Origin of the sequence: Paenibacillus sp. FSL H3-0321 (assembly GCF_038002865.1) — a bacterium.
In the GTDB taxonomy this organism is placed as follows: Bacteria; Bacillota; Bacilli; order Paenibacillales; family Paenibacillaceae; genus Paenibacillus_AQ.
This window is the reverse complement of record NZ_JBBODH010000001.1, coordinates 233962-260420: the sequence shown is the minus strand read 5'-3', so window position 1 is coordinate 260420 and position 26459 is coordinate 233962. Positions and strand designations below refer to the sequence as shown.

17 protein-coding genes are annotated in these 26459 nt (G+C 46.9%); 4 read left to right on the top strand and 13 right to left on the bottom strand.

From position 1 onward, the window contains the following. Position 1: 1 nt before the first annotated feature. On the top strand, positions 2-2053 hold the full coding sequence (locus tag MHI45_RS01070) for a serine hydrolase domain-containing protein (protein ID WP_341118828.1): 2052 nt from the start codon (positions 2-4) through the stop codon (positions 2051-2053). Between the two features lie 150 nt (positions 2054-2203). Here the strand turns inward: MHI45_RS01070 and MHI45_RS01065 are convergent, their stop codons facing one another. Both MHI45_RS01065 and MHI45_RS01060 read right to left on the bottom strand, forming a co-directional pair. Continuing rightward, entirely contained in the window at positions 2204-3454 is a 1251-nt protein-coding gene (locus MHI45_RS01065; RefSeq protein ID WP_076112870.1) for an MFS transporter, read from the bottom strand. A 147-nt stretch (positions 3455-3601) separates the two neighbouring features. Then, positions 3602-5050, bottom strand: coding sequence for a DHA2 family efflux MFS transporter permease subunit (locus MHI45_RS01060; RefSeq protein ID WP_341118827.1), 1449 nt, complete (start codon positions 5048-5050; stop codon positions 3602-3604). 473 nt (positions 5051-5523) lie between these two features. Here MHI45_RS01060 and MHI45_RS01055 point away from each other — a divergent pair, with 473 nt between their 5' ends. Next, on the top strand, positions 5524-5799 hold the full coding sequence (locus tag MHI45_RS01055) for a hypothetical protein (RefSeq protein ID WP_144024420.1): 276 nt from the start codon (positions 5524-5526) through the stop codon (positions 5797-5799). Positions 5800-5843: 44 nt separating this feature from the next. On the opposite strand, the gene MHI45_RS01050 is transcribed toward MHI45_RS01055, so the two are convergent. From MHI45_RS01050 to MHI45_RS01035, 4 genes are all read right to left on the bottom strand, one after another. Then, complete coding sequence (locus tag MHI45_RS01050; RefSeq protein WP_076112919.1) at positions 5844-7499, bottom strand: DUF6138 family protein; 1656 nt, start codon at positions 7497-7499, stop codon at positions 5844-5846. 265 nt (positions 7500-7764) lie between these two features. Continuing rightward, positions 7765-8187, bottom strand: a complete 423-nt coding sequence (locus MHI45_RS01045) for a chemotaxis protein CheW (protein ID WP_076112872.1) — start codon at positions 8185-8187, stop codon at positions 7765-7767. Positions 8188-8412: 225 nt separating this feature from the next. Continuing rightward, positions 8413-8955 carry a GNAT family N-acetyltransferase gene (locus MHI45_RS01040; RefSeq protein ID WP_083675817.1) on the bottom strand — a complete coding sequence of 181 codons (543 nt, stop codon included), beginning with the start codon at positions 8953-8955 and terminating at the stop codon, positions 8413-8415. 135 nt (positions 8956-9090) lie between these two features. Further along, entirely contained in the window at positions 9091-10137 is a 1047-nt protein-coding gene (locus tag MHI45_RS01035; protein ID WP_076112873.1) for a hypothetical protein, read from the bottom strand. Positions 10138-10322: 185 nt separating this feature from the next. Here MHI45_RS01035 and MHI45_RS01030 point away from each other — a divergent pair, with 185 nt between their 5' ends. After that, positions 10323-11144, top strand: coding sequence for a DUF2785 domain-containing protein (locus tag MHI45_RS01030; RefSeq protein ID WP_076112874.1), 822 nt, complete (start codon positions 10323-10325; stop codon positions 11142-11144). 492 nt (positions 11145-11636) lie between these two features. On the opposite strand, the gene MHI45_RS01025 is transcribed toward MHI45_RS01030, so the two are convergent. The 6 genes from MHI45_RS01025 to MHI45_RS01000 all read right to left on the bottom strand — a co-directional run bounded on the left by MHI45_RS01025 (position 11637) and on the right by MHI45_RS01000 (position 21500). Next, entirely contained in the window at positions 11637-14288 is a 2652-nt protein-coding gene (locus MHI45_RS01025) for an endo-beta-N-acetylglucosaminidase (RefSeq protein WP_341118826.1), read from the bottom strand. A 55-nt stretch (positions 14289-14343) separates the two neighbouring features. Next, positions 14344-15876, bottom strand: a complete 1533-nt coding sequence (locus MHI45_RS01020) for an ABC transporter substrate-binding protein (RefSeq protein WP_341118825.1) — start codon at positions 15874-15876, stop codon at positions 14344-14346. Positions 15877-15946: 70 nt separating this feature from the next. After that, the gene (locus MHI45_RS01015) at positions 15947-16897 is read right to left on the bottom strand and encodes a carbohydrate ABC transporter permease (protein WP_341118824.1); all 951 of its coding nucleotides are present in this window, start codon (positions 16895-16897) and stop codon (positions 15947-15949) included. A 26-nt stretch (positions 16898-16923) separates the two neighbouring features. Further along, the gene (locus MHI45_RS01010) at positions 16924-17853 is read right to left on the bottom strand and encodes an ABC transporter permease (RefSeq protein ID WP_038592086.1); all 930 of its coding nucleotides are present in this window, start codon (positions 17851-17853) and stop codon (positions 16924-16926) included. A 253-nt stretch (positions 17854-18106) separates the two neighbouring features. Next, positions 18107-19669: a response regulator transcription factor gene (locus MHI45_RS01005; RefSeq protein ID WP_076112879.1), complete on the bottom strand. Its 1563-nt coding sequence runs from the start codon at positions 19667-19669 to the stop codon at positions 18107-18109. A gap of 4 nt (positions 19670-19673) precedes the next feature. After that, the gene (locus tag MHI45_RS01000) at positions 19674-21500 is read right to left on the bottom strand and encodes a sensor histidine kinase (protein ID WP_076112880.1); all 1827 of its coding nucleotides are present in this window, start codon (positions 21498-21500) and stop codon (positions 19674-19676) included. A 231-nt stretch (positions 21501-21731) separates the two neighbouring features. Here MHI45_RS01000 and MHI45_RS00995 point away from each other — a divergent pair, with 231 nt between their 5' ends. Continuing rightward, positions 21732-24875, top strand: a complete 3144-nt coding sequence (locus MHI45_RS00995; RefSeq protein ID WP_341118823.1) for an alpha-mannosidase — start codon at positions 21732-21734, stop codon at positions 24873-24875. Positions 24876-24949: 74 nt separating this feature from the next. On the opposite strand, the gene MHI45_RS00990 is transcribed toward MHI45_RS00995, so the two are convergent. Then, on the bottom strand, positions 24950-26419 hold the full coding sequence (locus MHI45_RS00990; RefSeq protein WP_076112882.1) for a glycoside hydrolase family 32 protein: 1470 nt from the start codon (positions 26417-26419) through the stop codon (positions 24950-24952). Positions 26420-26459: the final 40 nt, after the last annotated feature.

Here is a 26459-nt window from a genome sequence, read left to right as displayed (position 1 = left end):
CATGAAGAAAATCATTGCTGTAGTAATGGCAGCTATGCTTGTGGTCATACCCATGAGTTCGGCTTCAGCACAAATCAGCAAGGAAACCGTACAGGAGAAGGCTCAAAAACTGGCAGCAAAAATAGTGTCCGACTATGGAGTAACCGGCTTGCAGTACGCCATTATGGATTCGGGCTCGATTGTATTATCGGACAGCGCGGGTGTCCATAATAAAGCCACCAACGCTCCAATTACGAAGGAAACGATGTTCGGTATCGGCTCCGTCAGCAAAATGCATGTAACGGCTGCAGCGATGATGCTGGCTGATGTGGGCAAACTCGATATCGATCAACCGCTTGTCACGTATATCAAGGATTTTACCATGGCCGATGAAAGATATAAAAAAATTACACCACGCATGCTTATGAATCATTCGTCAGGGCTTTACGGAACTCATTATGCAAATAGCATGCTGTTCGATGACAATGATACCCGCAGTCATGATGAGTTATTGCTGAGGCTTCAATCGGAGCGCTTAAAATCCAACCCGGGCGAATATTCGGTGTATTGTAACGATGGATTTCAGCTGCTGGAAATCCTCGTGGAACGAGTAAGCGGCTTAAGCTATACCGAATTTCTGGATCAAAAGGTTATCCAGCCGCTGAAATTATTCTCCACCAAAACGCCGCTTAGTGCTTTTGACAGAGAAAAACTGGCGAAAACCTATTACCCTACAATGGAACAGGCTTTGCCAGTTGAGAATGCCAATGTCATTGGTGCAGGCGGGCTCTACTCCACTGCTGAAGAGCTTACAGTTTTCGGAGATTTATTGATTGGTAATCGGACGAATATTTTATCAGAGAAGTCATCCACCGCGATGCAAAATCCTGAATATAAAAATGGCGTGTGGGTACCTGAGGAGACAAACATCTATAACTATGGTTTAGGCTGGGATGCCGTCAGCTTGGCCCCGTTTGATGATTACGGTATCAAGGCCTTATCCAAAGGCGGGGATACCATTATGTATCACGCTGCCTTGACTTCATTGCCTGAGCATAATATTTCAATCGCTGTCCTGTCATCGGGAGGGAGTTCGATCTACAATAGTATTTTTGCAACTAACGTTCTACTCGAATATTTGCAGGACAAAGGCAAGATCAAAGAGGTTTTGCCGGATCGAACCTTTGAATCATCCGTGAAGGTCAACATGCCGGAAGAGCAGCTCGCTTATTCTGGATTATACGGCGCAGTTGGCACAACGATCGATGTGGAGATTAAAAACGGAGAGATGAAGCTGCCCGCTCTGGTCGGGGGGATTATCCCGCCACAAACCTATGTGTATACGGGCAAAGGACAATTCAAAAACAACGATGGCAATGTGACGATAAGCTTTGACAAACAATCGAATGGAAATACTTATATTAAGCTTAATTCTTATGTGGATATCCCTGGAATCGGGCAAACGATTATGGTCACCTATGAATATCAGAAGCTTGATGCCAATCCTCTGCAGCCGGCAACCAAAGCCGCATGGGAAAAAAGAAACGGTAAAAATTACTATGAGTTGGGAGAAAAGATCAATTCTCTGTTCTATCTCTCCCCTGCCATCTTAGTCAAAAATATAACTGTGGATAGTGAAAACGGCTATGCATCAGGCACTAAAATTGTGGATGAGCATACTGCTGTAAATGCCGTTGAAATTCCGGTTATGAGCGGAAGGGATGCCTTCAATTTGAGCTTCCATACCGTGAACAACAAAGAGTATTTGACAATAGATGGGCAGTCTTATCTAAGTGAGGATGCTGTAAATCCGATCTACGGCGGAAAAACGTCGGTCTGCACGATTGAGGATAACGGTCATGCCGTATGGTTCAAAATCGGTGACAATTCGGCTGCTAAAATGATGAGCGTTAATGCTCCGGCAACCGGAGGATTCGTCGTTTACGATGAGAAAGGAATGCTTGTGTACTCCTCTATCTTTAATAAAGATAAGCCAGTCGCCCTCCCAAAAGGCGGGATGATTGTTTTCGGCGGCGAGGCAGGGGATGTTTTTCAGATTAGTATGAAGAAATAGAGGTTATCAAGAAGAAGCCGCAATTCTTTGATTTTGAAACGCTATTCCCGCAAGATTCCCCTGCTTCTTAGGTCCATCCATAATGAAGAAGAACCGGCCACTTTTTGATGGCTGGTTCTTCTTCATTTAAACCTTATAGAGGTTTCGATATTATGTCTCTTGTGCAGTATGTGCGTGATCCGGTGCTTTTTGGTTCATGATCGGCAACATGACCAGTGCGCCCAGAAGAAATAATAATCCTGCTCCGCTATAGATCGTACCCAGCGAGAAGGCATCTTTTAACACACCAGCGAAAGACATGGAAACGACCATCATGCCAACGAACATCGGATTCAGAACCCCATTCACCCGGCCGACAATGGAAGCATGTGACCATTTCAGAATCATTGTGCTGATCCCAATATGAATACAAGGGAAAACAAGCCCATTCAGAAATTGAACAGTCAGCGTGACCGGGACGCTCGTCGAATACCCGACAATCACTGTACAAACCGCGCCTGCCAGCATCCCTATCGCAAGAAGAAGCTGCGGCGGAACCCGCTTCGCGAATACGGCTACGATCCCGCCCCCGATCAGCATGGCTGCACCATTCACCATCAGCAGATATTGCAGGAATTCCTCACTTTTGCCTAGCCGCTCCGTTACAATAAACAGGTTGAGAGCTTGGGCTATGCCAACAGCGAGTCCCGCGAGAATAAACGCAAGTCCAAGCATACGCAGCACTTGGCTTTGCCAGACATAACGAAAGCCTTCTATGAAATCTTTACGGAACTGCCCTTTTACAGCAGCTGTCTGAGGTTCCATATTATCCTCGGGCAGCCGAATAAGGACGAGTGCAGAAAGCAGAAATACCACGCCCATTACAGCGATCGAAGTTTCAAGGCCAAACTTGCTGTAAACGAAGGTGCCAAGCATAGGGCCAAGCACCATGAAGATAGCCATCAGCGATTGGAACAAAGCCATCCCTTGCTGCAGCTGTTCTTCCCGCACATGATACTTAAACAATCTCATGCTTGAAGGCTGCGAGAACTGCGAAAGAATAGCTGAGATGAAGGCGACAAGGTAGACGGAGTGCCAGGAACCGTAATGGATGGTCAGAAGTACTACGAATACCGATACCGCGGATAATAAATCGCACCAAATCATCGTTCGCTTCGGCCTCCAACGGTCGGCAAAAGTACCTCCGATGAAAGAAAAAACAAAAATAGGCGCGAATTCAGCTACGCTGATTAGCGAAATGGCATAGGGGTCATTGTTTGTTCTATCCGCAACGTATAGGAGAATAGCGAAATTACGTACCCAGATGCCGATCTGCAGGAGTACACTTGATAATAAAATCGTCTGCAGGAACCGATTGCGAAACAGGCTTGGTGCATTGGAGCTATTTTCGTGCCTACTCAATCTTTTCAACCCCCAATTTGTCTAAAATACTTATCTTAATGAATCGAATGACTCTCCTTTCAATTCCTAATTATACTGACCTCATCATCGTGCACATCCTTCTAAAGTCTGAAATTACAGAATGCATCTCCTAATAGATTAAGAAAATCAAATATTAGCAGGTTTGAGCTTTCTCGCTTCTTGCAGATGAAAAGACAAGTATAATCCTAATCCGGCAAAAGCCGTCAATGTCCAGAATGCAATGTGGACGCCTTGGAGCATATCCAGCGGAAAGGCTAAGGAACTGGCACTCGCAGTTGAAGTCATAATCGTTACAAGCAAGGCACCTCCTATTGAACTGCTGAGCGAGCGCAGCGTAATCGTCATTGGAGAAGCATGAGCAACCATAGTGTTTGGGATACTTGCCATGGCATAGGCCGTAATTGGAGACATTACTGCCCCTACTCCAAACATAAGCAGGGCATACATTATAACCAGTAGATTAAAGGACGTCACTGTTGATAACGTGAGGGCAAGAGCCAATGCCATGATCAGAATGAGCAGAAATCCTCCCTGAGTTACGCGGCTAACCCCAAACCGGTCATATAGCCTGCCTGAGATCAGACCGGCGACACCAATCAGCAATGCACCCGGCAACAGCATAAGCCCGGACTCCCGAGGTGTTAAGCCTCTTATCGTCTGTGCATACAGAGGAAGAAGGAGTTCAACCCCCACCATCACCGCAAACAAGATCACCCCCACAATGGAAGATCGGGTAAAGGAGCGGTGCCGAAACAGCTTGAAATCGAGCAAAGGTGCCGTGAGCTTGAGCTGTCTTTTAATAAACACCGCCACGATCAGGAATCCGGCCAGAAGGATGACCCCAACGACAGCGGGATTTCCCTTTTCTTCCCCGACAATGCTAAATCCATACAAAATACCAGCGAATCCGAGTGAAGAATAGATAATGGACCTGGTGTCGAGCTTGGTCTGATGAGTCTCTCCTACATTCCGCAGCGTGAAATGCGCTAAGAATAAATTGGCGGCTGCAAGCGGCCCCACAGCATAAAACAACAGTCTCCATGAATGGTTCTGAACCACGAACCCAGACAGAGTGGGCCCAAGCGCCGGAGCCAGCCCCAGGACCAAACCGACTACCCCCATCGCTGCACCGATTTTCTCCTTCGGAAAGACTCTGAGTATTGTCGTCTGAAACAGCGGAAACAGCAGGCCCGCACCGATGCCTTGAACCAAACGCCCCGTCAGGACTAGCGGGAAACTCCAGGCGATCCCGGCAATCAGTGTTCCTGCTGTGAACGCTCCGACAGAGGCCATGAACAAGGCCCTCGTAGTAAACTTTCCGATCAAAAATCCGGCAACAGGAACAGTTATACCTATCATCAGGTAATATACTGTAATCAGCCACTGCGCTTGATTCTCATGAATTGCAAGATCCTGCATGACACGCGGCAACGCCGTATTTAACATCGTTTGCATCAATTGGGTTAGAAAATTGGCAACCACCAGTGAGGCAACAATAATGCTGGGTTTATTAGACAAGCTATCTTCACCGCTTTCAGAGGTACTATTCGGATGCAGCGAGCTGCTGCAATGCATGTATGGATAGCATCCCCACCTCTTGTTGCCGAGGTTGTCCATCCTTGACTATAAGGGTGGCCGGAATGCTCATCACGCGGTATTTCCCAGCCGTCTTCGGGCTGTCATCCACATTGAATGAGAGTTGTGCAAAAGTAGCATCTTCTGTATGGAGAACTGCGATTATAAATCATCCTTTCTCGATTAATAAAATACATTATAGATTCATTATATCTATAATTGAGATAAATAATAGACTTCACATATCCACAATATATTCAATGAATTATTTTGTCAATCTGATTTTCACTTATTCCTGTGCTTGTACTTATAAAACAAAAAGATCCGTTAACTCTTCAAGAGCAGTTAACGGATCTTTGATTGCAAATGATGCGGTCGAGAGGACTCGGACCTCTACGATATTGCTACGATCCGCACCCACTTTAATGTAGAATATAGTTAAAGCTTCAAATTAATCGTTTGCGGAGGTAGGAATGATGAAATTACGTATCAAGTATATAGGTTTGAGTGCCCTACTATTTTCTACTGTCTTCGTCTTTGGAAAGTCGGATACGCTCAATGAACAATTTGTAGAATCACCAATAGTAGACAACGTTAGCTCGGAATTAGTTTCTGATTCCCACCTTCCAACTTCAGATCGGAATCTGAATGTAGTTCCGGTGGTTGACGAAGACAAGGGTCTAGTTCAGCTCATTCCAATTTATAAGAATGAAGATACTCCCCAAATTAAACTTTTGCCGTCCAGATAAGCTAACGCTCAATTAGAAAACACTTCGCAGGATGATCGCCAAGGCTAACTGCGGCCGGTGGCTTGTGCCAGCTCAGAAAGCCATTTTCCCCGATCCCCTTCGGCTTTGGCGGCTATCTTCCTCAGTTTGTCCGTTCCGCCCCAGATCAAATAAACGATATGCTCCACCTCATAGTTCTGCAGACCGCGTACTTGATCGAGCAGCAGCCGGAGATGAGCCTCATCTTCCATATCGGTTTGGATCTTCAGCTTCATCGAATCCGTGCTATGCAGCATGCATTTCACCAGCGTAGGAATTGTCTCCAAGTGAATGCCATGCCGTTCGGCCAACGCGACTGTGAAGTGATTCTGAACGGACTGGTGTTCTTCGTCAACCATCCCCATGTATTGTTCTACTAATGGAAAATAATCCTGATCTGTAAGCCCAAGGCCGAAGACCGCATAACTGCCCGGCATGCAATTTTTTTCGCCTTCTGTATCCGCATACCATTCGAATGGTTCCATCGCCACCCGGGCGTACTCCTCCAGCAAGGGGTGCAAATTCGGATATTCCAGAGCGTTGGCAAAGAATCGGTGCGTGTTCGACTTGGCCAGCCCTTTGATCGGCAGCCATTGCTTGACGCCGGATTTCAGCTTGATTTGATAGCTTTTCGGGAAGCCCAGGCTTAGCAAGTGAGTCAGAAACCGGAGTGCCCGCGCGTAGCTCTCCTCCGTTTCTTGCTTAATGGCTATGGTCACCTCGGCAAACACATCGTTGGCCGTGCATTCCGCCAGTTCATCGCGCAAGCTGATGTCCTCCTTGGAGAACGTTCCACTGCCTTCCTTTGTCAGACGTTTTGCCTGGGCGCTTCCCAATTCGATAGCGCAATTCAAAATGGCCAGCCCCACACTTCTACTATAGGAAGGTTCGTATTTAAGAATCAGGATTGCAGCATAGAGGGCCAGCTCGATCGGACCTTGCTCCGTATTTTCCAGCCGGGCATCGCTTCTTTTCTTATATTCTTTCTGCCACTGTGTCCCTATATTATCGAAATAACAGGGCAACCAATGACTCTCTACCCAATTCCTCAAAGCCCCGGTAACATTATTCCGATGCTCGGCAAGATGCTTGTTCCCTTTATTCACTTGTTGAATGTTCTCGAAAACAGAAATGATTACACCGGGATCTGTGTCAGGGAACAGTCTCTCGTCCAACAGGTGTCTGGAAAGGAAAAATGTCTCCAAAGGTTTGGTCGGATACTTTCCCGCTTCGAGTTTATCCGAAATATAGATGGAGATTCGTTCCAGCAATTGTTGCTTCTTCGTCTCGTCAACGAATTCGAGAATACGAACGTTGACTCCGCCCTCCCGCGTCCGAAACTTACCGTCAAAAGTAAATTGATAATCGATTAGCGCCGGAGGCAGCGCATTCAATTTATGCTGCATATAAGAAGCAAGCTCAGGGACAATCTGCTCTCGCACTTCTTCCTCGCTCAGTAACTCGCCGGGGATGGCTGTAGCTCCAGGCAAAGTGAGATTGAGCTCATCATCTGTCACGTCAACCCTGCCCTTGGCATATTCGAGCAGAGCATGACCGTGAATTCCCACCTGCAGCTTGGTACGTTTTACAATTTTTTCTGCGTCCTTATTGCTAATATAGGCTATCCAATTGTCAATCTCCTGTTTCATTTCGTCCAGAATCGTTTCTAACGTGTGATCCATATCCATAAAGTGCTCCTTAATATAGTGCTGGTATAAGTTCTTTCTATCATATCTTGTCCTCCAAGGCAGAACAATTAGGCGCGAGACCCAGTTATATGGTGGGTTCCAATAAATTGACCGGCAACAGGTTTTGAAGCCAGCGTGGTTGGAGGTCCCGTATACGAAGAAAAGACGTCCCTTAACTGCTTAGGACGTCCAAAATGAAATAACTAGTCTACTTAATTTGATCTTTCCCTTACTTCAGCAGAAAATTGTATGAATATCGTTACTCACTTGCCTTAAGAAGTGTTGAATCAATGAGTGCTTGGACATTCAAGACAGAAATCATACGATTCTTGGATTCATACCTGCACTCGATCACTTGCTTATTGGGATTATCAGGTGGTTCATGAACGACAGAATCAGCAGCGGAGGCAATGTCTTCAACAGAATCAACAACAAAAGCTAATTTATGTGTATGCAAGATGATGAACTTGTCTTGTTCACGGCGTTCCTGACGAGAAATATTCAGTTTTATTCTCAGGTTAATGACAGTGTAGAGTTCTCCGTAAATAGTTGCGAATCCTTCATGCCAAGGTTCGGCAAATAGAAGCGGTGTGGATTTTTTAGAATCTTGGATTTCCCCGATAGTATTGATATCGAGTCCAAAGTCTTCATTTCCGAGTTTGAATACAATGATTTGATCCATAAATTAGCCAGCTCCTTCTGATGTCAAATAAGCTCTTTGTTGTTTATAATAGTCAAACAAATGTATCACACTTTGAATAAAGTCTTTCTATTTACTTTCGGAAGGAAGTGACGAAGATATGATACGATAATTTTTTTATTTATAATGGATTGTTGAAAAAAACCTCGAAAGGCACAAAGCCAATCAAGGTCGATTATATAATCGTTCAAGTTAGCTGCGTAATGTCTAACTGCGCTCTGAGGGATTGATAATGGCCAGAACCTGATGATCCTCCCATACCCCATTGATCTTTACATTGCTTTGAGAGATGCCTTCTTTGTGGAACCCGGCATTCTCAAGCACGCGCATGGATCCGGGATTCCGGGGAGAGGCTTCCCCTGTGATCCGGTGAAACTTCAGCTCCTCGAAGGCATAGCGCACCACCTGCTTCACAGCCTCCGTCATATAGCCCTTGCCATTATAATCCTGGTCCAGGCAGTATCCGATCATGCAGCACTGAAGCGGGCCCCGCACTACAAAGGACAACCCTACGTTACCAATAATCCGGTCGTCCTGCTTGTGGCACACTATGAAGTCATATTTCCGGTCCTCCGCTCTGTCGGACTTGCTCTTTTTAATTATTTGGAGCTGCTGCTCCTCTGTATAGAACTCATCCGGGTTGGTTGGTGAGAACTTCTCAAAAAACTCCCGATTGCGCTTGAACATTGCTGTCAATTGTTCGGCGTCCGCTTCCTCCGGGAACCGGACGTACACTCGCTGATCTAACATTTGCACCATCCCCTACTAACAAATATATTTAAATAATCATATCACAGGAAGAAAGGTTGGGATATTAGCATTTTGCCACTTTCGGCTTATATCGTTACTACAAAAAAGTCGCCAATATGGCGACTTCTAATGAAATCATAATTCCTTCATAATCGTAAATGTGCCGTCGTTACGGTTCTTGAACACAAGATTCCGCTTAATGCTTCCTAAGTAGTCGGATAGTAAAAATTCATTGTTACCGATTTGACGCAGTCCTGAACCGTCCAGCCGAATGGCGAAAGTCCCTCCCGCTTCCAAGTTTTCAGCCTTTGCGGTGAAATACGCCCATCCGTGCAAGATGTCCAAAGGCTCAAGTTCCCAACCGATTATTTTACGAACAATTTGATTACCTTTTTTAAACAGATGAAGGTAAGTCGTGTCTGCCTCCTCATCATGCTCTACAAAAACAAACGAATCGGAATCTGCATCACCCATGTAATCTTTCATATAGAAAAAATAAGTAGAGAGTTGCTCCTCATTGTTCTTCGCGGTTTTCCAGTTATATTCGATTTCATCGTCTTTCTGCACGATATACTTCTCGCCAGTAGACGGCAAGGGCTGTCGCATAAGCGGAAAATAGACGTCCAACCCATCAGTTTGTATTCCTGAGCCAATGTAATAGCGATACCTTTTATCCTGCGCATCCAATAGGGTTGAACTAACTCTGACCTTCGACTTTCCATCCAGCGCCATCCGGTACACGCCAGGTTCGATAGTCATGCTATTGGTGACATAATAGATGCTCTTGTTCTTGAGGAAAAATTGATCAATTCCCCCTAAGCTGGTCAGGCGCGTCAATCTTTTGGAGGACACTTCTAGCTTGTAGATATCGCTTGTCTGGTTAACCCCATGCTTCAGAAAATATAATGTCTCGTAATCTTCATACAAGATATTGCTGTAAATACCGGTCATGACCATAGTAGTCTTCGTCTTGCCCGGACCGAAAATCGTCTTATACAGCCCCTCATTATCTTTTGCCCAAAAGAATGTCAACGGTTCCAAGGGTTTAGGGTAATCGATTTTTTGGACTCTAATTTTTAATTCGGGTGCTTGTTCAAGATTTGGAGCGATTCTAGTTGCCCCGGTTAGCATTATGGATGTCAATACGGCAACAATTAGAACAATCCTCTTACGTTTAATCATGTCTGTACACTTCTCCCCAGAAAATAATTCAAGCTCTCTCATCATACATATATTCGACAAAAGGGATTATTTCCCTCTGCCTTTCTATACCTTATAGTAAGGGAAGCAGGGGGACGTAAGAAACTGAATAGTCAGTAGAAACCCTTAAAAAGTAGTTCGGAAAATTTCTAGTAGGAGCGTGTAAAATGAATTTAAAAGAAAAGTTGATATTAATAAAAGAAAATGGCTACCAAGCACCTCCCGATACATTCCAATTGATACAAGAAATGATAAATAACATCGGTTCTTTGGATGCTGAACTACGTGATGAGCTAATTTATACAACCTTATCACATTGGATCCCTGGTAATTCTCTAACTGCAAACGAATTAGAACAACTTCTACCAGTTATTTTGGATAAAAACCATTTGCTTTTTAAGCTTGGTGAAACAAATACAGACTCTGTCTTCACTCGATCTTTCTCTATGCTAGTCATACCGCTCCTCTTAATGAGGCATAGAGAATCAGCATTTCTCTCAAGAGAGCAAATTCATCAGATAAAAGAGAGAGTATTTTTACACGTACAAGAAGAGCGAGATTACCGTGGATATGACGAAGAAAAAGGCTGGGCTCATGCCATAGCCCATGCAGCAGATGCTTTAGATGACTTGGCTCAATGCTCCGAACTAGATAAAAATGACCTCTTAACCATCCTCAATTTGGTTTACAAAAAGTTGACCATAACAGATCGAATTTACTCCGACGGGGAAGATGAGAGAATGGTAAATTCCATAATTAGTGTCTTAAATAGAAAAATACTTAGTCAGACTTATGTAGAGCAATGGATTCAAAGTTTTGGTAATGTGGAGAAAAATTCAGAATTTCTTCCTGCCTTTAAGCAAAAAAATAATATAAAGAACTTTTTGAAAAGTTTGTACTTCCGAGTTAAATTTTACAAAGTAGATGCCGATCTCTGCCCAACTATTGAGCATACATTATATAAAGTAGAAAAAGTATACTACTCCTAATTAAGAAAAAAGTGAGGGAATAAGCACCTCTCTTGTCGGCGTCGTTCATGAATTCTTTTAGTAGTTCATGTTTAGGGTTGCATGCTTTTGCAGTTTCGTAGTCAAATACATAATCCAGTCAGGGTCGTTTGGGTTACATAATTTGTTTATCAACAGGCCTAATAAAAGAGCAAGGAATGCAGTCCTCCCCGTCTCTCCTTGCTCTTGTTCGTTGCAGGCTCAAGCGTCTAGCAAAAATAATGAAAGTTAGAAAATCGTCGGCACCATTCCCCCATTCATTCGAATTAGACCCCTTAAATGTGGAGGCATCAGGACTGCATACAAATGCGGCTAATCTTCTTGTGCAGGAAGGCATTGATATAAATCAGGGCGATTATATGGGGAGAACGCCGCTGCTCTTCGGAATGAAGTGATCCAATAGACAAAGCAAAAAAACCGTACGCCAAAGGGTGGTTTTTTTGCTTCATTATAAGGATGATATTTTAAGTAATATTACAGTCCCTTAGCTTCAAACTCATAGATTCGCGCGGCTGTATCGGCACCCTGCGAGGGTTTAGTAATGATTAATTTTACATAGCGGGCTTTAACTAGCGCAATCGCGTCAGTCGTCTCGGCTGCCGTGTTCCCTTGGATTTTGACGGCATCGGCCCAGTTCGTACCGTCGCTGCTCACCTGAATGGTATAATCGCTGGTATTAAACCCGGACCACTCTCCTCCGCTCTCAGCATGCTTGATGACAAAGGTGCTGATTTGATGCTCAGCGCCCAGATCGACTTGAAGCCAGTGAGGCAGATTGCCAAGTGCGCACCATTTGCTGTTGTCCGTCACTTTACCGTCTACGGCATTAGGCGCTCCTTCCTTTTCCCCACAGGCATGATCGGCTGTTGCAGTTTTGCCAAGTGCCAGATTCTTCACCGCACCGGCTTCCTTGCTCACTGTGATGAGCGCCTTTTTCGTCATTGTGTCTTGGCCCGAGCTGTTGGTTGCAGTCAGTGTCACGCTGTACACGCCTTCCTGCTTGAACGTTACCACCGGGTTCTTCGAGGTACTGACAGCCGGACTTCCGCTTTCGAAGGTCCATGTCCATCCTTCTGTCACTTCGGTCGACAGGTCTGTGAAGTTTACGCTCTCACCTGGCGCAACCAGCGTCCGATCTGCCTTGAACTCCGCAGCCGGCTTCGGGTAAGCCGGCCAGCTGATCTGCACGCTGGAGGCCTGACCTTGCTCGTATCTTCCATTGACCGCAACGACCTTCAATACCGTGACTGCTTCTTTGTCTATTCGTCTCATCTCAGGGACGTAAAACACATGATTCGGCGTTGCACCCATTAGCACCTCATTGCCATCCGGCAGTACACGATAGATTTCGTACTGCTTCACCTGCTGATCAAGCGGTTTCCACTGCAATCTGGCATCTCCATAGATTCCATTGCGGAAATCGGATTGAGTGGCTTTAAGCTCGCGAACCGCCGGGAGCTGCTGAATCGGGTCGTTGGCATTTTGGATGGAGAGCTGGCCAATTTGTATGGCATAATCACTTATCGTATCCTTGGTGTCAAAATACAGTGACAACGCCACGATCCGTTTTCCTTTATAAGGGGTCAAGTTCAATGTTTCTGTAGTCCAGCCTGGTGATGTCTTATCCTTCACGTTAAGGAAGACAAATTGGTCGGGATGGTCTGCGAAAGCAAGGCCAACCTTCAGGCTCGGCTTGCTCTGCGTTTTGTAAGTAACCGCCAGCTTCGTACTTGCTTCGATCTTCAGATCTGTCTTGTAGAGCTTCAGATGTGTCGCATTGTCATGGCTCAGCACTCCTGATACCTTCAGCGAGCTGCCGCCGTAATACGCATCGGACCAATCGAGTACCGGTGTAAGCGGTGTTCCTTTGCTGTCTGCGATCCAGCGCCATGTCGGCAGGACATCCTGCAGGCTCCGGTTGTTCCATCCCTTATCCCGCACCTGCTTCCCTCGAACATAATATTTCTGTCCGCTTCCAGTGTTGAAGCTGGTGATGAAGGGCAGCTCATTTAGCGGGGATGCTTCGACCACATTGTTCGCGATTCCTTTCCAGGCCTGGCTGCTCGCGGTATTACCCGGATTTCCGTTTGGACCCACCCAGAATTTGTTCTCGCGGATGAAGAAATCCTCCATACTCTCTGCGCTGTTAAAAGCCCAGTCAGGGCGGTAAATACCCAGAGAAGTGACTGCAGGCACTCCTTCCGGGAATAGCAGATTCCAGTTCACCTTTGTATCGTAACCCTTGGCTTCAACATCAATGCCTGCATACAGGTCAAACGGACTTCTGCCCAAGCTTTTGGCCTTCTCTGCCGAGCTTTTAAGATCCTTCCACCAGAAGTTCAGGAACATGCTGTCTGTTATTTGCTTCCCATTGTCCTGCAGGAACATCGCATTTTTGTCATTTAGTGCATTCTGCCAACTGATACTGCCTTCTTTGGTCATGGAATCGTACCATACGATGTGCATAGATGTAGACTTGTGCGATTCAAAATAACTCAGGAAAGCTTTCATTAGCTGTGCGTCAGCCGGCGTTCCACCCTCAGTCTCCTGGTTAATGAACCAGCCGTCAAATCCGTAATGCTCCGCAACCTGGATCAGCTTGTCAGCGGCAGGAAAGGAGCCGTCGCTGTTCTGCTGAAGCATCTGCTTTACCCATTCATATTTCCCGCCATACACCGTTGGCGGGAAAAACACCGTTCCGATGATCGGCACGCCATTCTTATGAGCTGCGTCGATCGTATCGGCGCTTGGAGGCACGATGATCCCTTCGCCGGCCGAGCCGCCCCAATAGACCAGTTTGTCAATATATTGCCAATAGGTAAACGTGTTTGCCCCGAATTTGTCAGAGCCCTGTGAGGGTACTCCACTTGTTCCCGAATTGAGTGCCGATAAAGCCATAACCTTCGGCGCTTTAGTCGCATGCGAGTTGACTTCTGCTCCCACAAAGCGGTCCTGCAGCGGGATTGTACTGCGGTTGAATGCTGCATCCGGGTCGGATGCAGGACTCCACTGAAGCAATTGCTCTGGAAACCAATAGGATGAATAAGGCTGTTTTGCTAACGCAGAAGTGGATAATGCAGCACACATCATAACTAAGAAGATAAAACCTGCACCTATCTTTTTCATGCCATCCTCCTCCAATTGATCAATCTGTGTTGTAAATAGTAGATTAATGCCAGATTTATTTATTGGCTGCTTTCCACTCGTCGTATTGCTTCTGTGCTTCTGCTATGACTTTATCCAGACCGGCAGCCTTCATCTTGGAGATTGCCTTCGGCAGGTGTTCATCCGGGTCGACCGCACCTGTCATGATAGGTGGATAGAATTCTTTTACGATCGCCGAGATGGACGCTACTTCTGTCTTTACTGGATCAGGGTTGAAGTTGAAGCCAAAGCTTGGAGCAACCTTGGCGGAATTGTTGAACTCCTTGAACGCTTCCCATTTATCCGCAGGGTCTTCCTTGTGGCTGTAGGTCAGGAAAAGATTGCCTAGTGCGAATCCCGGCATCTGGTACCCGTCTTTCATGGCCGGCAGATCTTCAATGACGTCTTCAGAGATCTTCTTATAGTGCGTACCTTCGATACCATAGTTGATCAGATTGCGCAAATATTTGTCCGTATTGAGCAGGTTCAAGAACATCATCGCACGCTCCGGATTTTTGGAATTCGCCGAGATTGCGTGCATAGAACCGGTAGCGGAGCCTGTAAAGATAACCGGGTCCTGCATCGGTGAGGTCACGATGTCATAGCCCGCACTTCTCGACCAGCCCAATTCTGCATAAGGCTGTGTTTGCTCGCGGTCAGCGAACCATTTACCTGTCTTGATGTTATCAATGCCTTCCAGAGTTGCAACATCTTTGCGCAGATATCCGGCTTGATAGTATTTGCGAATGGTGTTGAGCGAGCTTTTCAGTTCGTCGGATTCAAGAATATTTACGTATTTGCCATCCGTTGAATTCATATTCATACCCACCGGGAACTCGTCGCCCAGGAGGAAGTCGAACGGCATATAAGGCTTGAAGCCTTTCGGTACGGCCAGTGGTGTAATGTCAGCCGGCTCGCCTTCCTTGATTTGTTTCAAATAAGGTTCGAGATCCTCTAGGGTGCGGATTTTTGTAATATCCATCTTATACTTGTCGACATACTGTTTGTTGAAACGCCATACCCATTGCGAAGCCAGCTCCTTGTTCACCGGCACGGCATAATTTTTGCCATTCACCTGCGATCCAGTCAGGAAACGCGGGTCGAGCTCTTTTATGATATCCTGACCGTATTTTTCCAGTAAATCATTGATTGGCAAAAATGCACCCCGAGTCGCGTTGGGCAGGTAGTCAAAAGCCCAGGATGAGGTGAAAGCGATATCGTAATTCTCCCCGGAAGCTGTGATAACCGGTAACCGTTTCGAGTAGTCGCCCCAGTCAATCATTGTGATGTCGACGGTTGCGTTGATTTTGTCCGTCAAATATTTATTCATTTCCTCTTGAATCTTTGGCAGGTCACGCTGTGGTCCACCGATGAGGTATACCTTGAGCTTTACAGGGTCCAGCTTATCCCCGGTCTGGTCGCCAGATTCCGTTGGACTAGCCGCTTGGGTCTCGGACGGCGTATTCCCATTATTGTTCTCCTTCGTGTTGTTGCCGCCACAGCCAGCCAACGTGGAAGCAAGTGCAAACAGAAACACAACCATCAGCAATACAATTTTCTTGGACTTCATATGTCTCCCCCTAATCAATATAAATATCTATTGTTACTGCCCTGCTTCGGGCAGCTACAACTTATCCAACTTATTCCTTAACCGAACCAATCGTAAGTCCTTGGATAAAATACTTTTGAAAAAACGGATACGCCAGCGCGATTGGCAGCGTAGCCAGCACAACCATCGCCATACGGACCGTTTCTGTCGGCAAGGTCGCAGCAATGTCGTAAGATACTACCTGGCTGCTGTTCTGTACGATGAAGTCCATATTGTTCTGAATCCGGATTAACAGTGTTTGTAGTGGAATTAAATTTGGATTATCAATATACAGAAGCGCATTGAACCAGTCATTCCAGAAGCCAAGTGTACTGAAAAGCCCGATAGTCGCAATACCCGGCAGCGAGATTGGCAGCACAATACGTGTGTAGATGCCAAATTCGGTTGCTCCGTCGATCTTGGCCGATTCGATGATCGCATCCGGTACAGTCGTCGTAAAGAAGGTGCGCATGACGATAATATAGAATGCGTTCAGAATGGATGGGAATATCAGCGCCCAGATGGAATCCCGCAAATGAAGTACTTGCGTAACGACGATATATCCCGGGACCAGTCCCCCGGAGAACAGCATGGTGAAGAAGGCGAGAAAGCTGAAGAACCGGCGCTGGTCAAAGTTCTTGCGTGAAATTGCGTACGCATATGTAGAAACGAGATACAGCGTCAGAACTGTTCCAATGACCGTTACGGCCAGGGTCACTCCCAAGGATTGGACCATTTGCTCACCGGACCGCATCAGAAACCGGTAGGCGTCCAGACTGAGCACCTCGGGCAGGATGCTGAAGCCGTTGATGGCCAACGTCTTCTCGTCCGTAAAGGAAATGATAATGATAAAAATAAACGGGAAGATACAGGATAGGGCGAATAAGCACACCCCCACATTAAATATAAAATTCCATAATGGACTAATCGCATTGATGTCCCTGGTCTTCTTCCTGGGAGCATAGAGCAACGTTCTCTCCATAGATTCGCTTAAGTCATTCATTGCAGGCACCCCCCTTGCCGATTTTTTTAGAATACGGCATAATCCTTTTCAATTTTGCGTACAGCGTAATTCGCGAGCAGAACGAGAATCAAACCGACAACGGATTGATAAAGGCCCGTAGCCGTACTCATACCTGTATCACCCATGATCGTCAATCCTCGATACACGAACGTGTCGATAACGTTGGTGACCGGATACAGTGCACCGGAATCCCGCGGAACCTGGTAGAATAAGCCGAAATCCGAGCGGAAGATGCCGCCGAGTGCCAGAACTGTCAAAATGATCATAAGCGGCCTCAGCATCGGCAGTGTAATAAACTTAATCTGATTCCATTTGGTAGCGCCGTCGATCATTGCTGCCTCATAATAAGAGCGGTCGATGCCGGCGATTGCTGCAAGATAGACGACGCTCCCGTATCCGGCATTTTTCCAGAGACCCAGAAAGATAAGAAAATACGGCCAAAATTTCGTCTCGCTGTACCAACTGACCGGGTCTTCGCCAAAGAAGACAAGGAGCTGATTGAACACGCCCTTTTCTACATTGAGGAACGAGAATACAAAATAGCTAATAATAACCCATGAGAGGAAATACGGCATAAACATTGCGGTTTGGTAAAATTTCGCCAGCCGTTTATTTAACAGCTCATTCATAATGATGGCAAGCGTAACCGCGAGAACCAGTCCAAGCATGATCAAACCGACGTTATAAAGAATCGTATTGCGCGTTATGATATAAGCATCGTCGGTCGAGAACAGAAACTCGAAGTTTTTGAAACCGACCCATTCGCTTTTTAAAACGCTTTCAAGAAATCCTCCCGGATGAATCCGGAAATCCTTAAAGGCAATAATCGTCCCAAACATCGGCAAATAAGCAAAAATAATAAACCACGCTGCTCCCGGCAATACCAGCAGAAGAAACGCCCTATTCTTCATCAGTTTCTTCAAGATGCCTAGCACGGCTGTCCCTCCTTTGATTCACTTGTAGCTGAGTTCATCCACTGTTCATCCCCTATAATCAACAATGGTAAACTTCAGCTCACTTGGTGTTTTGGAATTTCCCGTTCACCCCTGTCTTTATTATGAAAGCCGGGCAGCCGCCGAGATAGTTGAAAAATACAATAAAATGATGGATTAATTAAAGATAGCGCATTCATTTCACTAAAAAACACACCTCTGCAAGGTGTGTTTTTTAGAACCGGCAGGTCACGGACTACTTTTTCATATACATCGAACGCAGTTCTGTCGGGGAAACGCCGGCATATTTTTTGAACTGCCTGTAAAAGTAAGATGTATCCCAATAGCCTACCTCCGTTGCCACCTCCGCCGTCTTTTTGTCCGAGTACAGCAGCAGATGGGTGGCACGTTCGATCCGGTACTGGTTCACATAATCGGAAAAGCTGGTGCCTGCCTCCTGTTGAAACAACTGCCCCAGATAGTTGGGATGAAGGTCCAGTTTCTGGCTGAGCGTCTTCAGCGAAAGCTCCTCTTTGTAAGTGTTTTTCACGAAATCCAGTACAGCCATCACATGCGGGCTATAGTCCCTTTCAGTCGCATGGTATGTATCAAGTGTTTGTTGGATCACCCTTTTCACCAGCCGCTTCAGCCCGCTGCGAGTATGAATTCTGGATAAGGGAGCGAATACGCCTCCGTAATCCGGAGTCTTTTCCAAAGTCTTGGCCGCCAGCATTAGCTGAATTGCGGAGTTGAAGAACGGCGTTCTTGCCGAGTGCCCATCCTCTGCCTGAACATCAAAGAAGTCGTCGATAAACCGGTCAACCTCAAGACTTTTCCCGTCCCGGAGCAACTTATGGAATTGATCCATAGCGGGCTCCCTTTGCTCATATGCAGGATCGGCTTCTCTTTCGTAGTCCGATGTCACTATGAAAGTCTCTGACTCGCCCAACAAATGATTCTCAAGCCACAGCTTCACTTGTTTGCAGCTTTGCGGAAACCCCAGATAGGATTGCTCGGACTGCCCTTTCACGCTCCATACACAGGCGCCTGTATCAGACGTGATCCACTGCTTCATCCCGCGAAGCGCATGAAATTTCCATTCTTCTTCTTCCATGCCGGTTGAAGCGAACAGCACGATGATATCCCCTTCCTGATCAGGGAAGCAGATGATCTCACAGCCGTGTGGTAATTGGTTTCTACCTATGATTTCACACTGCTCGGCAATTACGGGTCTGTATAACTGCGGATCATCCATCTCGTGATCATGATCAGTTACGATTCGCAGCGCAGCAGCGCTGTAATTTGACTTGGTCAAGGGGATTTCCAGCAGCTGCGCGCGCTCCCGGAACTCTTTGGCATCAATGGTTTCATTAGCCCACCGCTGCAATATATTATTCCTCAGAATCCTCCAGCTCTGATCCATTTGGATTTGTCTGATTTCCTCGCACTCCCAATCATGCTGCATATGCTTAATCGTCGCTTCCAATTCGTCGATATTGACCGGCTTGAGCAAATAGTTCTCGACACCCAGCGTAATGCCTTCCCGCACGTAATTGAATTCCTCGTAACCGCTCAGAATGATGAACTTAGTGAGGGGACTACGTACTTTGATCTCACGGATCAGCTCAAGTCCTGTCATCTGAGGCATCATGATGTCCGTGATAACCAGATCTACGGATAAGCCGTCCAGTTTTGCTAGCGCTTCCACACCATTGCGCGCTGTATCTGCAATTTGCATATGATTCGCATTCCAATCGATGATGGACTGCATTCCTTCGACAATGAGTGGCTCGTCATCCACCAGCAATACGTTCCTCATTCGGTTAGTCCTCCCTTGTGAATGGAATTTCGATGATAACCTCACAGCCTTTATCCTGCTCACTGATCACACGTATTCCAAACTCGCTGCCATAATTCAAACGAATGCGTTCATGTACATTTTTTAGACCCAGGGAATCACTTGATCGCGAAGGTGCTTCCCCCTCACTTTGCAGCGCCTTGCGTAGCTCTATTAATTTCTCTTGCGCAATGCCTTTCCCGTTATCTTTCACTCGAATAATGATGTGTCTCTCCTGTTTTGCAGCCATTATGGAAATCCGGTTATCGTCGTCATTCGCCCGAAAGCCGTGAACGATGTAATTTTCAATAATCGGCTGAATCAGCAGTTTAACCACGATACTTCCGGCGACCGGCATCTCGATGTTCGTTTCCACCTGTAGCTTGTTCTCATACCGGTATTGGATTAAGGCCAAATACATCCCGCACAGCTCGATTTCTTCGGCCAGAGTGACATGTGTTTGTTTTTTGATCAAATGCCTGAACATTGTTGCGAGTATATAAATCATTTGACCGACATCCCTGGCCCCTGAACTGATAGCCTTCATGCGTATACTCTCGAGCGTATTGTACAGGAAATGCGGATTGATCTGCGCCTGCAGAGCCACGAGCTGTGCGTTCTTCTGCTTGATCTCCGAGATATAGACGGTCTGGATATAGGACTCCAGCCGGTCACACATATAGTTAAAGCTTTGCGAGATCTGCTGCAGTTCATCCTCCCCTTCCATTTTGATCCGCTTGCTCAAATCGCCATCCTGCCAGCGCCGCATGTAGACGATAATTCTGTGGATTTTTTTGGAGTAGCGGCGGATAACAGTGAACGTCACTGAGATGCTGATAATGATGCATAAGATCACGATCCCTGTGAGACTAAAACGTAAGGTTTGAAGGCTCTGTACGATTTGAGACTCCGGAATGATGGCAGCAGCGACCATCCCTGTATTCCCGATATTCAGCAGTTGTACTTTGGAGCGTTCCTCCAGATTCACCCAATCCCCCGGCTTAGTCATCTGCTTCCAATACGGATAGACGGTATTATCGTAACGCCCCTGCGAGTCAAAAATCACTTGCCCCTGCGACGTGATCAGCATTATCCGACTGCTCGTATTGTTTAATTTTTCCCGCAGCAGCCCTTTAATCCGGCTTGTATTGAGTTCGAACAGGATGGCACCATATTTCTTCAGCGTCACAGGGTCCTTGAGCACATTCACGTAGCTGTAAGGTGTGGATTCCCCGGCGGCTTTCCCCTCGAACAGCGGCTCGTTGCCCATATACTGCCAAGGCTGATTGCGGAACCCTTCATACCAGTCCTGATGTGCAGCGGATAACGCCGGTTGATCGTAAAAATGCTGCGTTTCCCGGTTTAGAAGGTAATAAAAGTCCTGGTCCGAGCTGTACAGCACAATGTTCGAGATGGATGCTTCCTCCTTCAGCAGCAGGCGTAAATGATAATCAAAGCTGTTGCGCTCCGTCCGGTAGCTGTTTGCATATTGATTCAGACGCCACTTGAGGAAGTTCTCATATTCATGAGTCAAGAAATACTTCAAATCATCTCCAATCATCGCATCCGTATAAATCTGCTGCACCGCGCCATACATCCGTTCGTTCTGCTGATTCAGACTGATGCTGATGATGTCTAGTTCCTGAAGACTCGCATCCATCTGCTCCCGTACGAGCCGCTGCTCATAATAGCGGTAAGCGAGAATAGAGACACTAATAAACAAGAGAACCATGACCATGGAGTAGAACAGGAGGATCTTGTTAAACATTTTTTTCTTCAGATGATTTTGATAAAAGGTCCGGATCTTGGACATTCGCGCCTGACCGCCTCCTTCGGAGCCAATTTTCAACTCAGTGTATCACCGTTCGTTAAATTTGCGCAATAAATAGAACATGCAGTGCCTTCCCCTCAACTTTCAATTGTCAAAAGAAAAAGAAAGCGCTATAATGAGCGCATTCCCCTATGCTATTCACTTTTTATCCCAATTTGGATCTTTCCCTATAAATCATTCACCCTCCGATAATATGAACTGGGGGTCCACACGATGTTTCTTACCGAAAACAAATTACAGGCACGTATTCATGAATTATCCGCACTCCGTTACCGGGACCGGAAGACCCTGAGCGTATTTCTTGCTTGTGAAGACCGCCGGGAAGATATTAATCCTACGGTTCCAGGTGCCGAAGCCAATTGGCAACCAATGCATATTAACGAGACCTGGACTGGCCGGGATCTCTATTTGTGGCTGCGTACAGATGCTGAAATCCCTTTATCCTGGGAAAATAAACGAATCGTCGGCTTGTTTGATTTCGGCGATACCGGGGGCGGCAATAACTCCGGCTTTGAATCCCTTTTCTACTGGGAAGGCAAGCCTTTTCAAGGCGTCGATTCCAATCATAAGGAAGTATTCCTTCCTGCTTCGGCGGCAGGCAATTCAGCTGAGCTGCTCTTCCGCTTATGGTCCGGTCTTGAAGGAGGCGGACAACCGCGTAATCAGACGCATACCTTCAAACAGGCGGAGCTGTGCTGGCTGGATGAGAAAATGGACGATCTTGTGTTCACCGGGACGGCCATTCTCGAAACCGTAAAAATCCTGGATCCAAATGCACCGGAGCGGACGAAGCTGCTGCAGGCGCTTCAGCAATCCTTACGTATGATCGACTGGGCAGACTCCGAATCAGAGGCGTTTTTCATCTCTGTCTACGAAGCCAGAGACAATCTTAGCGCCTGCCTGGAAGCCATGGACAAACTATCCGATGTGACCATCACCTGTATTGGCCATACCCATATTGACGTTGCCTGGTTGTGGCGGCTTAAGCATACACGCGAGAAATGTGCGCGGTCCTTCTCTACGGTGATGCGGCTGATGGAGATGTTCCCGGAGTATGTTTTCCTGCAGACACAGCCCCAGCTATACGAATATGTGAAAGAAGACTACCCGGAGCTGTATGAATCCATCAAGGAGCGCATTGCAGAAGGACGCTGGGAAGCCGGCGGTGGCATGTGGCTTGAAGCGGACTGCAATCTGACCTCAGGCGAATCGCTGGCTCGGCAATTGCTGATCGGTACACGCTTCCTGAAGGAGGAGTTCGGATCGGAGTGCAGGTACTTATGGTTGCCGGATGTGTTCGGGTACAGCTGGTCCCTGCCGCAAATTTTGAAAAAATCGGGCATTCATACGTTCATGACCACGAAAATAAGCTGGAACCAGTATAACCGGATGCCATTCGATACGTTCCATTGGCGCGGCATTGACGGCTCCGAGGTATTGACCCATTTCATCACCACTCCTGAACCGTGGTCTGAGCCGGGTTCATGGTTCTACACCTATAACGGGAAGATCATCCCCAAGACGGTCAAAGGAATATGGGATGCCTACCGCGACAAGGAGATGAATCAGGATCTGTTGCTGTCCTATGGTTATGGTGACGGCGGTGGCGGCGTGAACCGCGAAATGCTCGAGATGCGGCGGCGGCTGGATCTGTTGCCCGGGCTACCCAAGGTAACTACCGGACGTGCAGATGCCTATTTCGAAAAGCTGCAGCAGACGGTAGCGGATACCGGTTCATACATCCATACCTGGGACGGCGAATTGTATCTGGAGTATCACCGCGGGACGTATACCAGCCAAGCTTACAACAAACAGATGAACCGCAAACTCGAACTGGCCTATCGTGAAGCCGAGTGGCTGAATGCCCTGCAGAGCATTTTGCAGGAGGACTGGAATCTGTATCAAGCCAAACCGCTGACCTCAGGATGGAAAATCATTCTGCGCAACCAGTTCCATGACATCATTCCAGGCTCCTCCATCCGTGAGGTGTACGAAGACAGTACAGTTGAATACGAGGAAGCGTGGCAGATCGGCAGTCAAGTCGACACACAAGCCCGGACTGCGATCGCAGCAGGGAAAACGGCAGGCAGTTTCTCGGTGTGGAATTCCTCACCATGGAGTATTACGGAGATAGTCGCTATTCCCGCTTCTGCGGGGATGGAGCAGGGATATTGGTTAAGCGATGCAGGGCTACGCTTGAATGCACAGCTGGATACAGGCATTTGGTATATTGAGGTGCAAGATATTCCTTCGCTCGGGTATACAACCATACATTTCCATGGCGAAGCTGAATCTATCAATTCGGAGTTGTCTCCATTCAGCCATACAGAACTTGGAATCGAAACCCCTTTTTATCAATTGGCATGGAACGAAGCCGGGCAGTTGACCCGCATTTACGATAAAGCAGCACGACGGGAAGTACTGGCCAAGGGTGCTAACGGCAATCTATTGCAGGTGTTTGAGGATAAACCTCTGGCACATGAAGCTTGGGATATTGATATCTTCTATCAGGAAAAAATGACTGAGATTCGAGATTGCACAGCAATCGAAGTGATTGAGACCGGTCCGCTTCGGGCCGTCATCCGCTTCAATTGGCAGTACCGTAATTCTACAATTACGCAGAACCTGATCGTCTATGCCGGGAAACGGCGCATCGACTATGTGACCGAAGTGGATTGGCACGAGAAGCAGCAATTGCTGAAGGTGGCTTTCCCCGTCGGTATCCGCTCAACTGAGGCAACCTATGACATTCAGTTCGGCAACGTCAAACGGCCGACACATTGGAATACGAGCTGGGATTGGGCGCGCTTCGAGTCTGTCGGGCATCAATGGGCAGATTTGTCCGACAAGGGTTATGGTGTCAGCCTGTTGAACGACTCCAAATACGGTTATGATATTAAAAACAATGTCCTGCGGCTCACGTTGATCAAAAGCGCTACACATCCTGATCCGCATGCCGATCAGGGGCTGCATCGCTTCACCTATGCCCTTCTACCGCATCAAGGGGATTGGCTGACCGGTCAGACCGTGAAGCAAGCCTGGTTCCTGAATGCCCCGATTCGCTATACGAAGGGACATGCAGAGCAGCCAAACCGTTCCATGTTCGCCTTGTCCGGCGATACGGCCATGATCTCGGCTGTCAAAAAAGCAGAGGATTCGGACTGCCTCATCGTGCGTATTCACGATTACTCCGGAAGCTCCAACATGCTGGAGCTGACGAGCAGCCTGCAGATTCATGGATGGAGAGAAACGAACTTGATGGAACAACCAGATGGCGAAATGCATAACAATGCTGGCATCTGCTTCGTCCTTGAACCTTATGAGATTAAAACCTTTGAAATCGACCTGCGATGCTAACTGTCATGTAACGATGGCTTTCCTCTAGGATACAGAACAAGGCAAACTCCTGTGAGTTCGCCTTGTTCTAATTTTCACCCTAATTTATGGATTGCAATTTTATAGGACAGTAACTCCCCGCCATCACAAAAGAACGATAAACCCAATGAGTCGGAGGAAGGATAGATCAGATCCGTCATCGCGAGGATTCCATCGTTGGCAAAGACTTCGACGGATGTCCGGTCCACTATAAGTTGAAATTTCACGCACTGCTGGCTGGACTGTAGTTTTGCTTGATGTCTACCTGAAAAATCATCATGAAAATCAATATTTCCGGAACGGGTACGATCGATAAATAAGCTTTCATCTTTAACGGAGTAACCGACGACTGTTGCCTCCTGGCCCGAGGCTCTGATCTTGAAGCCTATAGAATCCACGCTCTCAGTCCATTTGAATTCGGCAACAAGCTCATAGGTTTCTAATTCCATACCTTCGCAAATTGAACTGAGCTTAGCAGAGGAATTCCCTTCCGATTCAATTTGAGGCACTCGGATGGATTCCAATTCATTGACGGGATGCTGAATCAATGCAATGTCTCCGTTCCTCGTTTCCAAAGTCAGCACCCTTGGAAATGTCATGGCCCCCCTCCATCCTTCAGTTGGAGTTTCGCCTGCATATTTCCAATTGTTCATCCAGCCGATATAAATCCGGCGTCCATCTTTAGCAGAGACGTCAGACCAGCTCACGCCAGCGTAATTGTCCTTACCATAATCGATCCAACGAGTCATTTGAGAGGATTGATCCGGTATGAAAGCTAACCCGTCAAAGCGTCCGGTGAAATACTGGGTTCTAGACCCTTCCGGAACATGTGGCTCATTTCCAATACTCACGAACATGACCCATTTCAATGCCGTCTCCTCTCCGTCAACGGGTAATGCAAATAAATCCGGGCACTCCCAAACGCCGTCATGCGAACCCATCCCTTGCCCAAACTCGCTGCTGAAGCTCCATTCTTTCAGGTTCGGAGAACGGTATAAACAAACGGTTTGACCACTGGCAACAATCATCACCCACTGCTCAGTTTCTTTGTGCCAGAACACCTTAGGATCCCGGAAATCAGTATGCTTATCCGAAGTAAGGACGGGATTCCCTTCATACTTAATCCAAGTTCTTCCTTTATCGCTACTGAAGGCAATACTTTGTTTCTCTATTGAATTCCCTCCAGGAGAGTGGGCGTGATGCGTGAAAATAGCGACAAGACCGGGTTCACCGTCGAAAAAACCGGTTGAATCGTTCCAATCCACCACTGCACTACCCGAAAAAATCATTCCCAGCTCGTCGGAAGCAAGTGCAATAGGGAGATGCTCCCAAGTGATCAGGTCTTTACTCACTGCATGTCCCCAGTGCATCGGTCCCCAGCTGGTTCCATGAGGGTGATGCTGATAGAAGAGGTGGTATTCCCCCTTAAAATAAACCAAGCCATTCGGATCATTCATCCAATTCGCTGGCGGACTAAAATGGAATTTGGGTCTGTATTTCTCTGCTTGTATAACTTCAGATGACATCTCTTCTCTCCTCACAACTTAGTTTTATCTCTATAGTGTA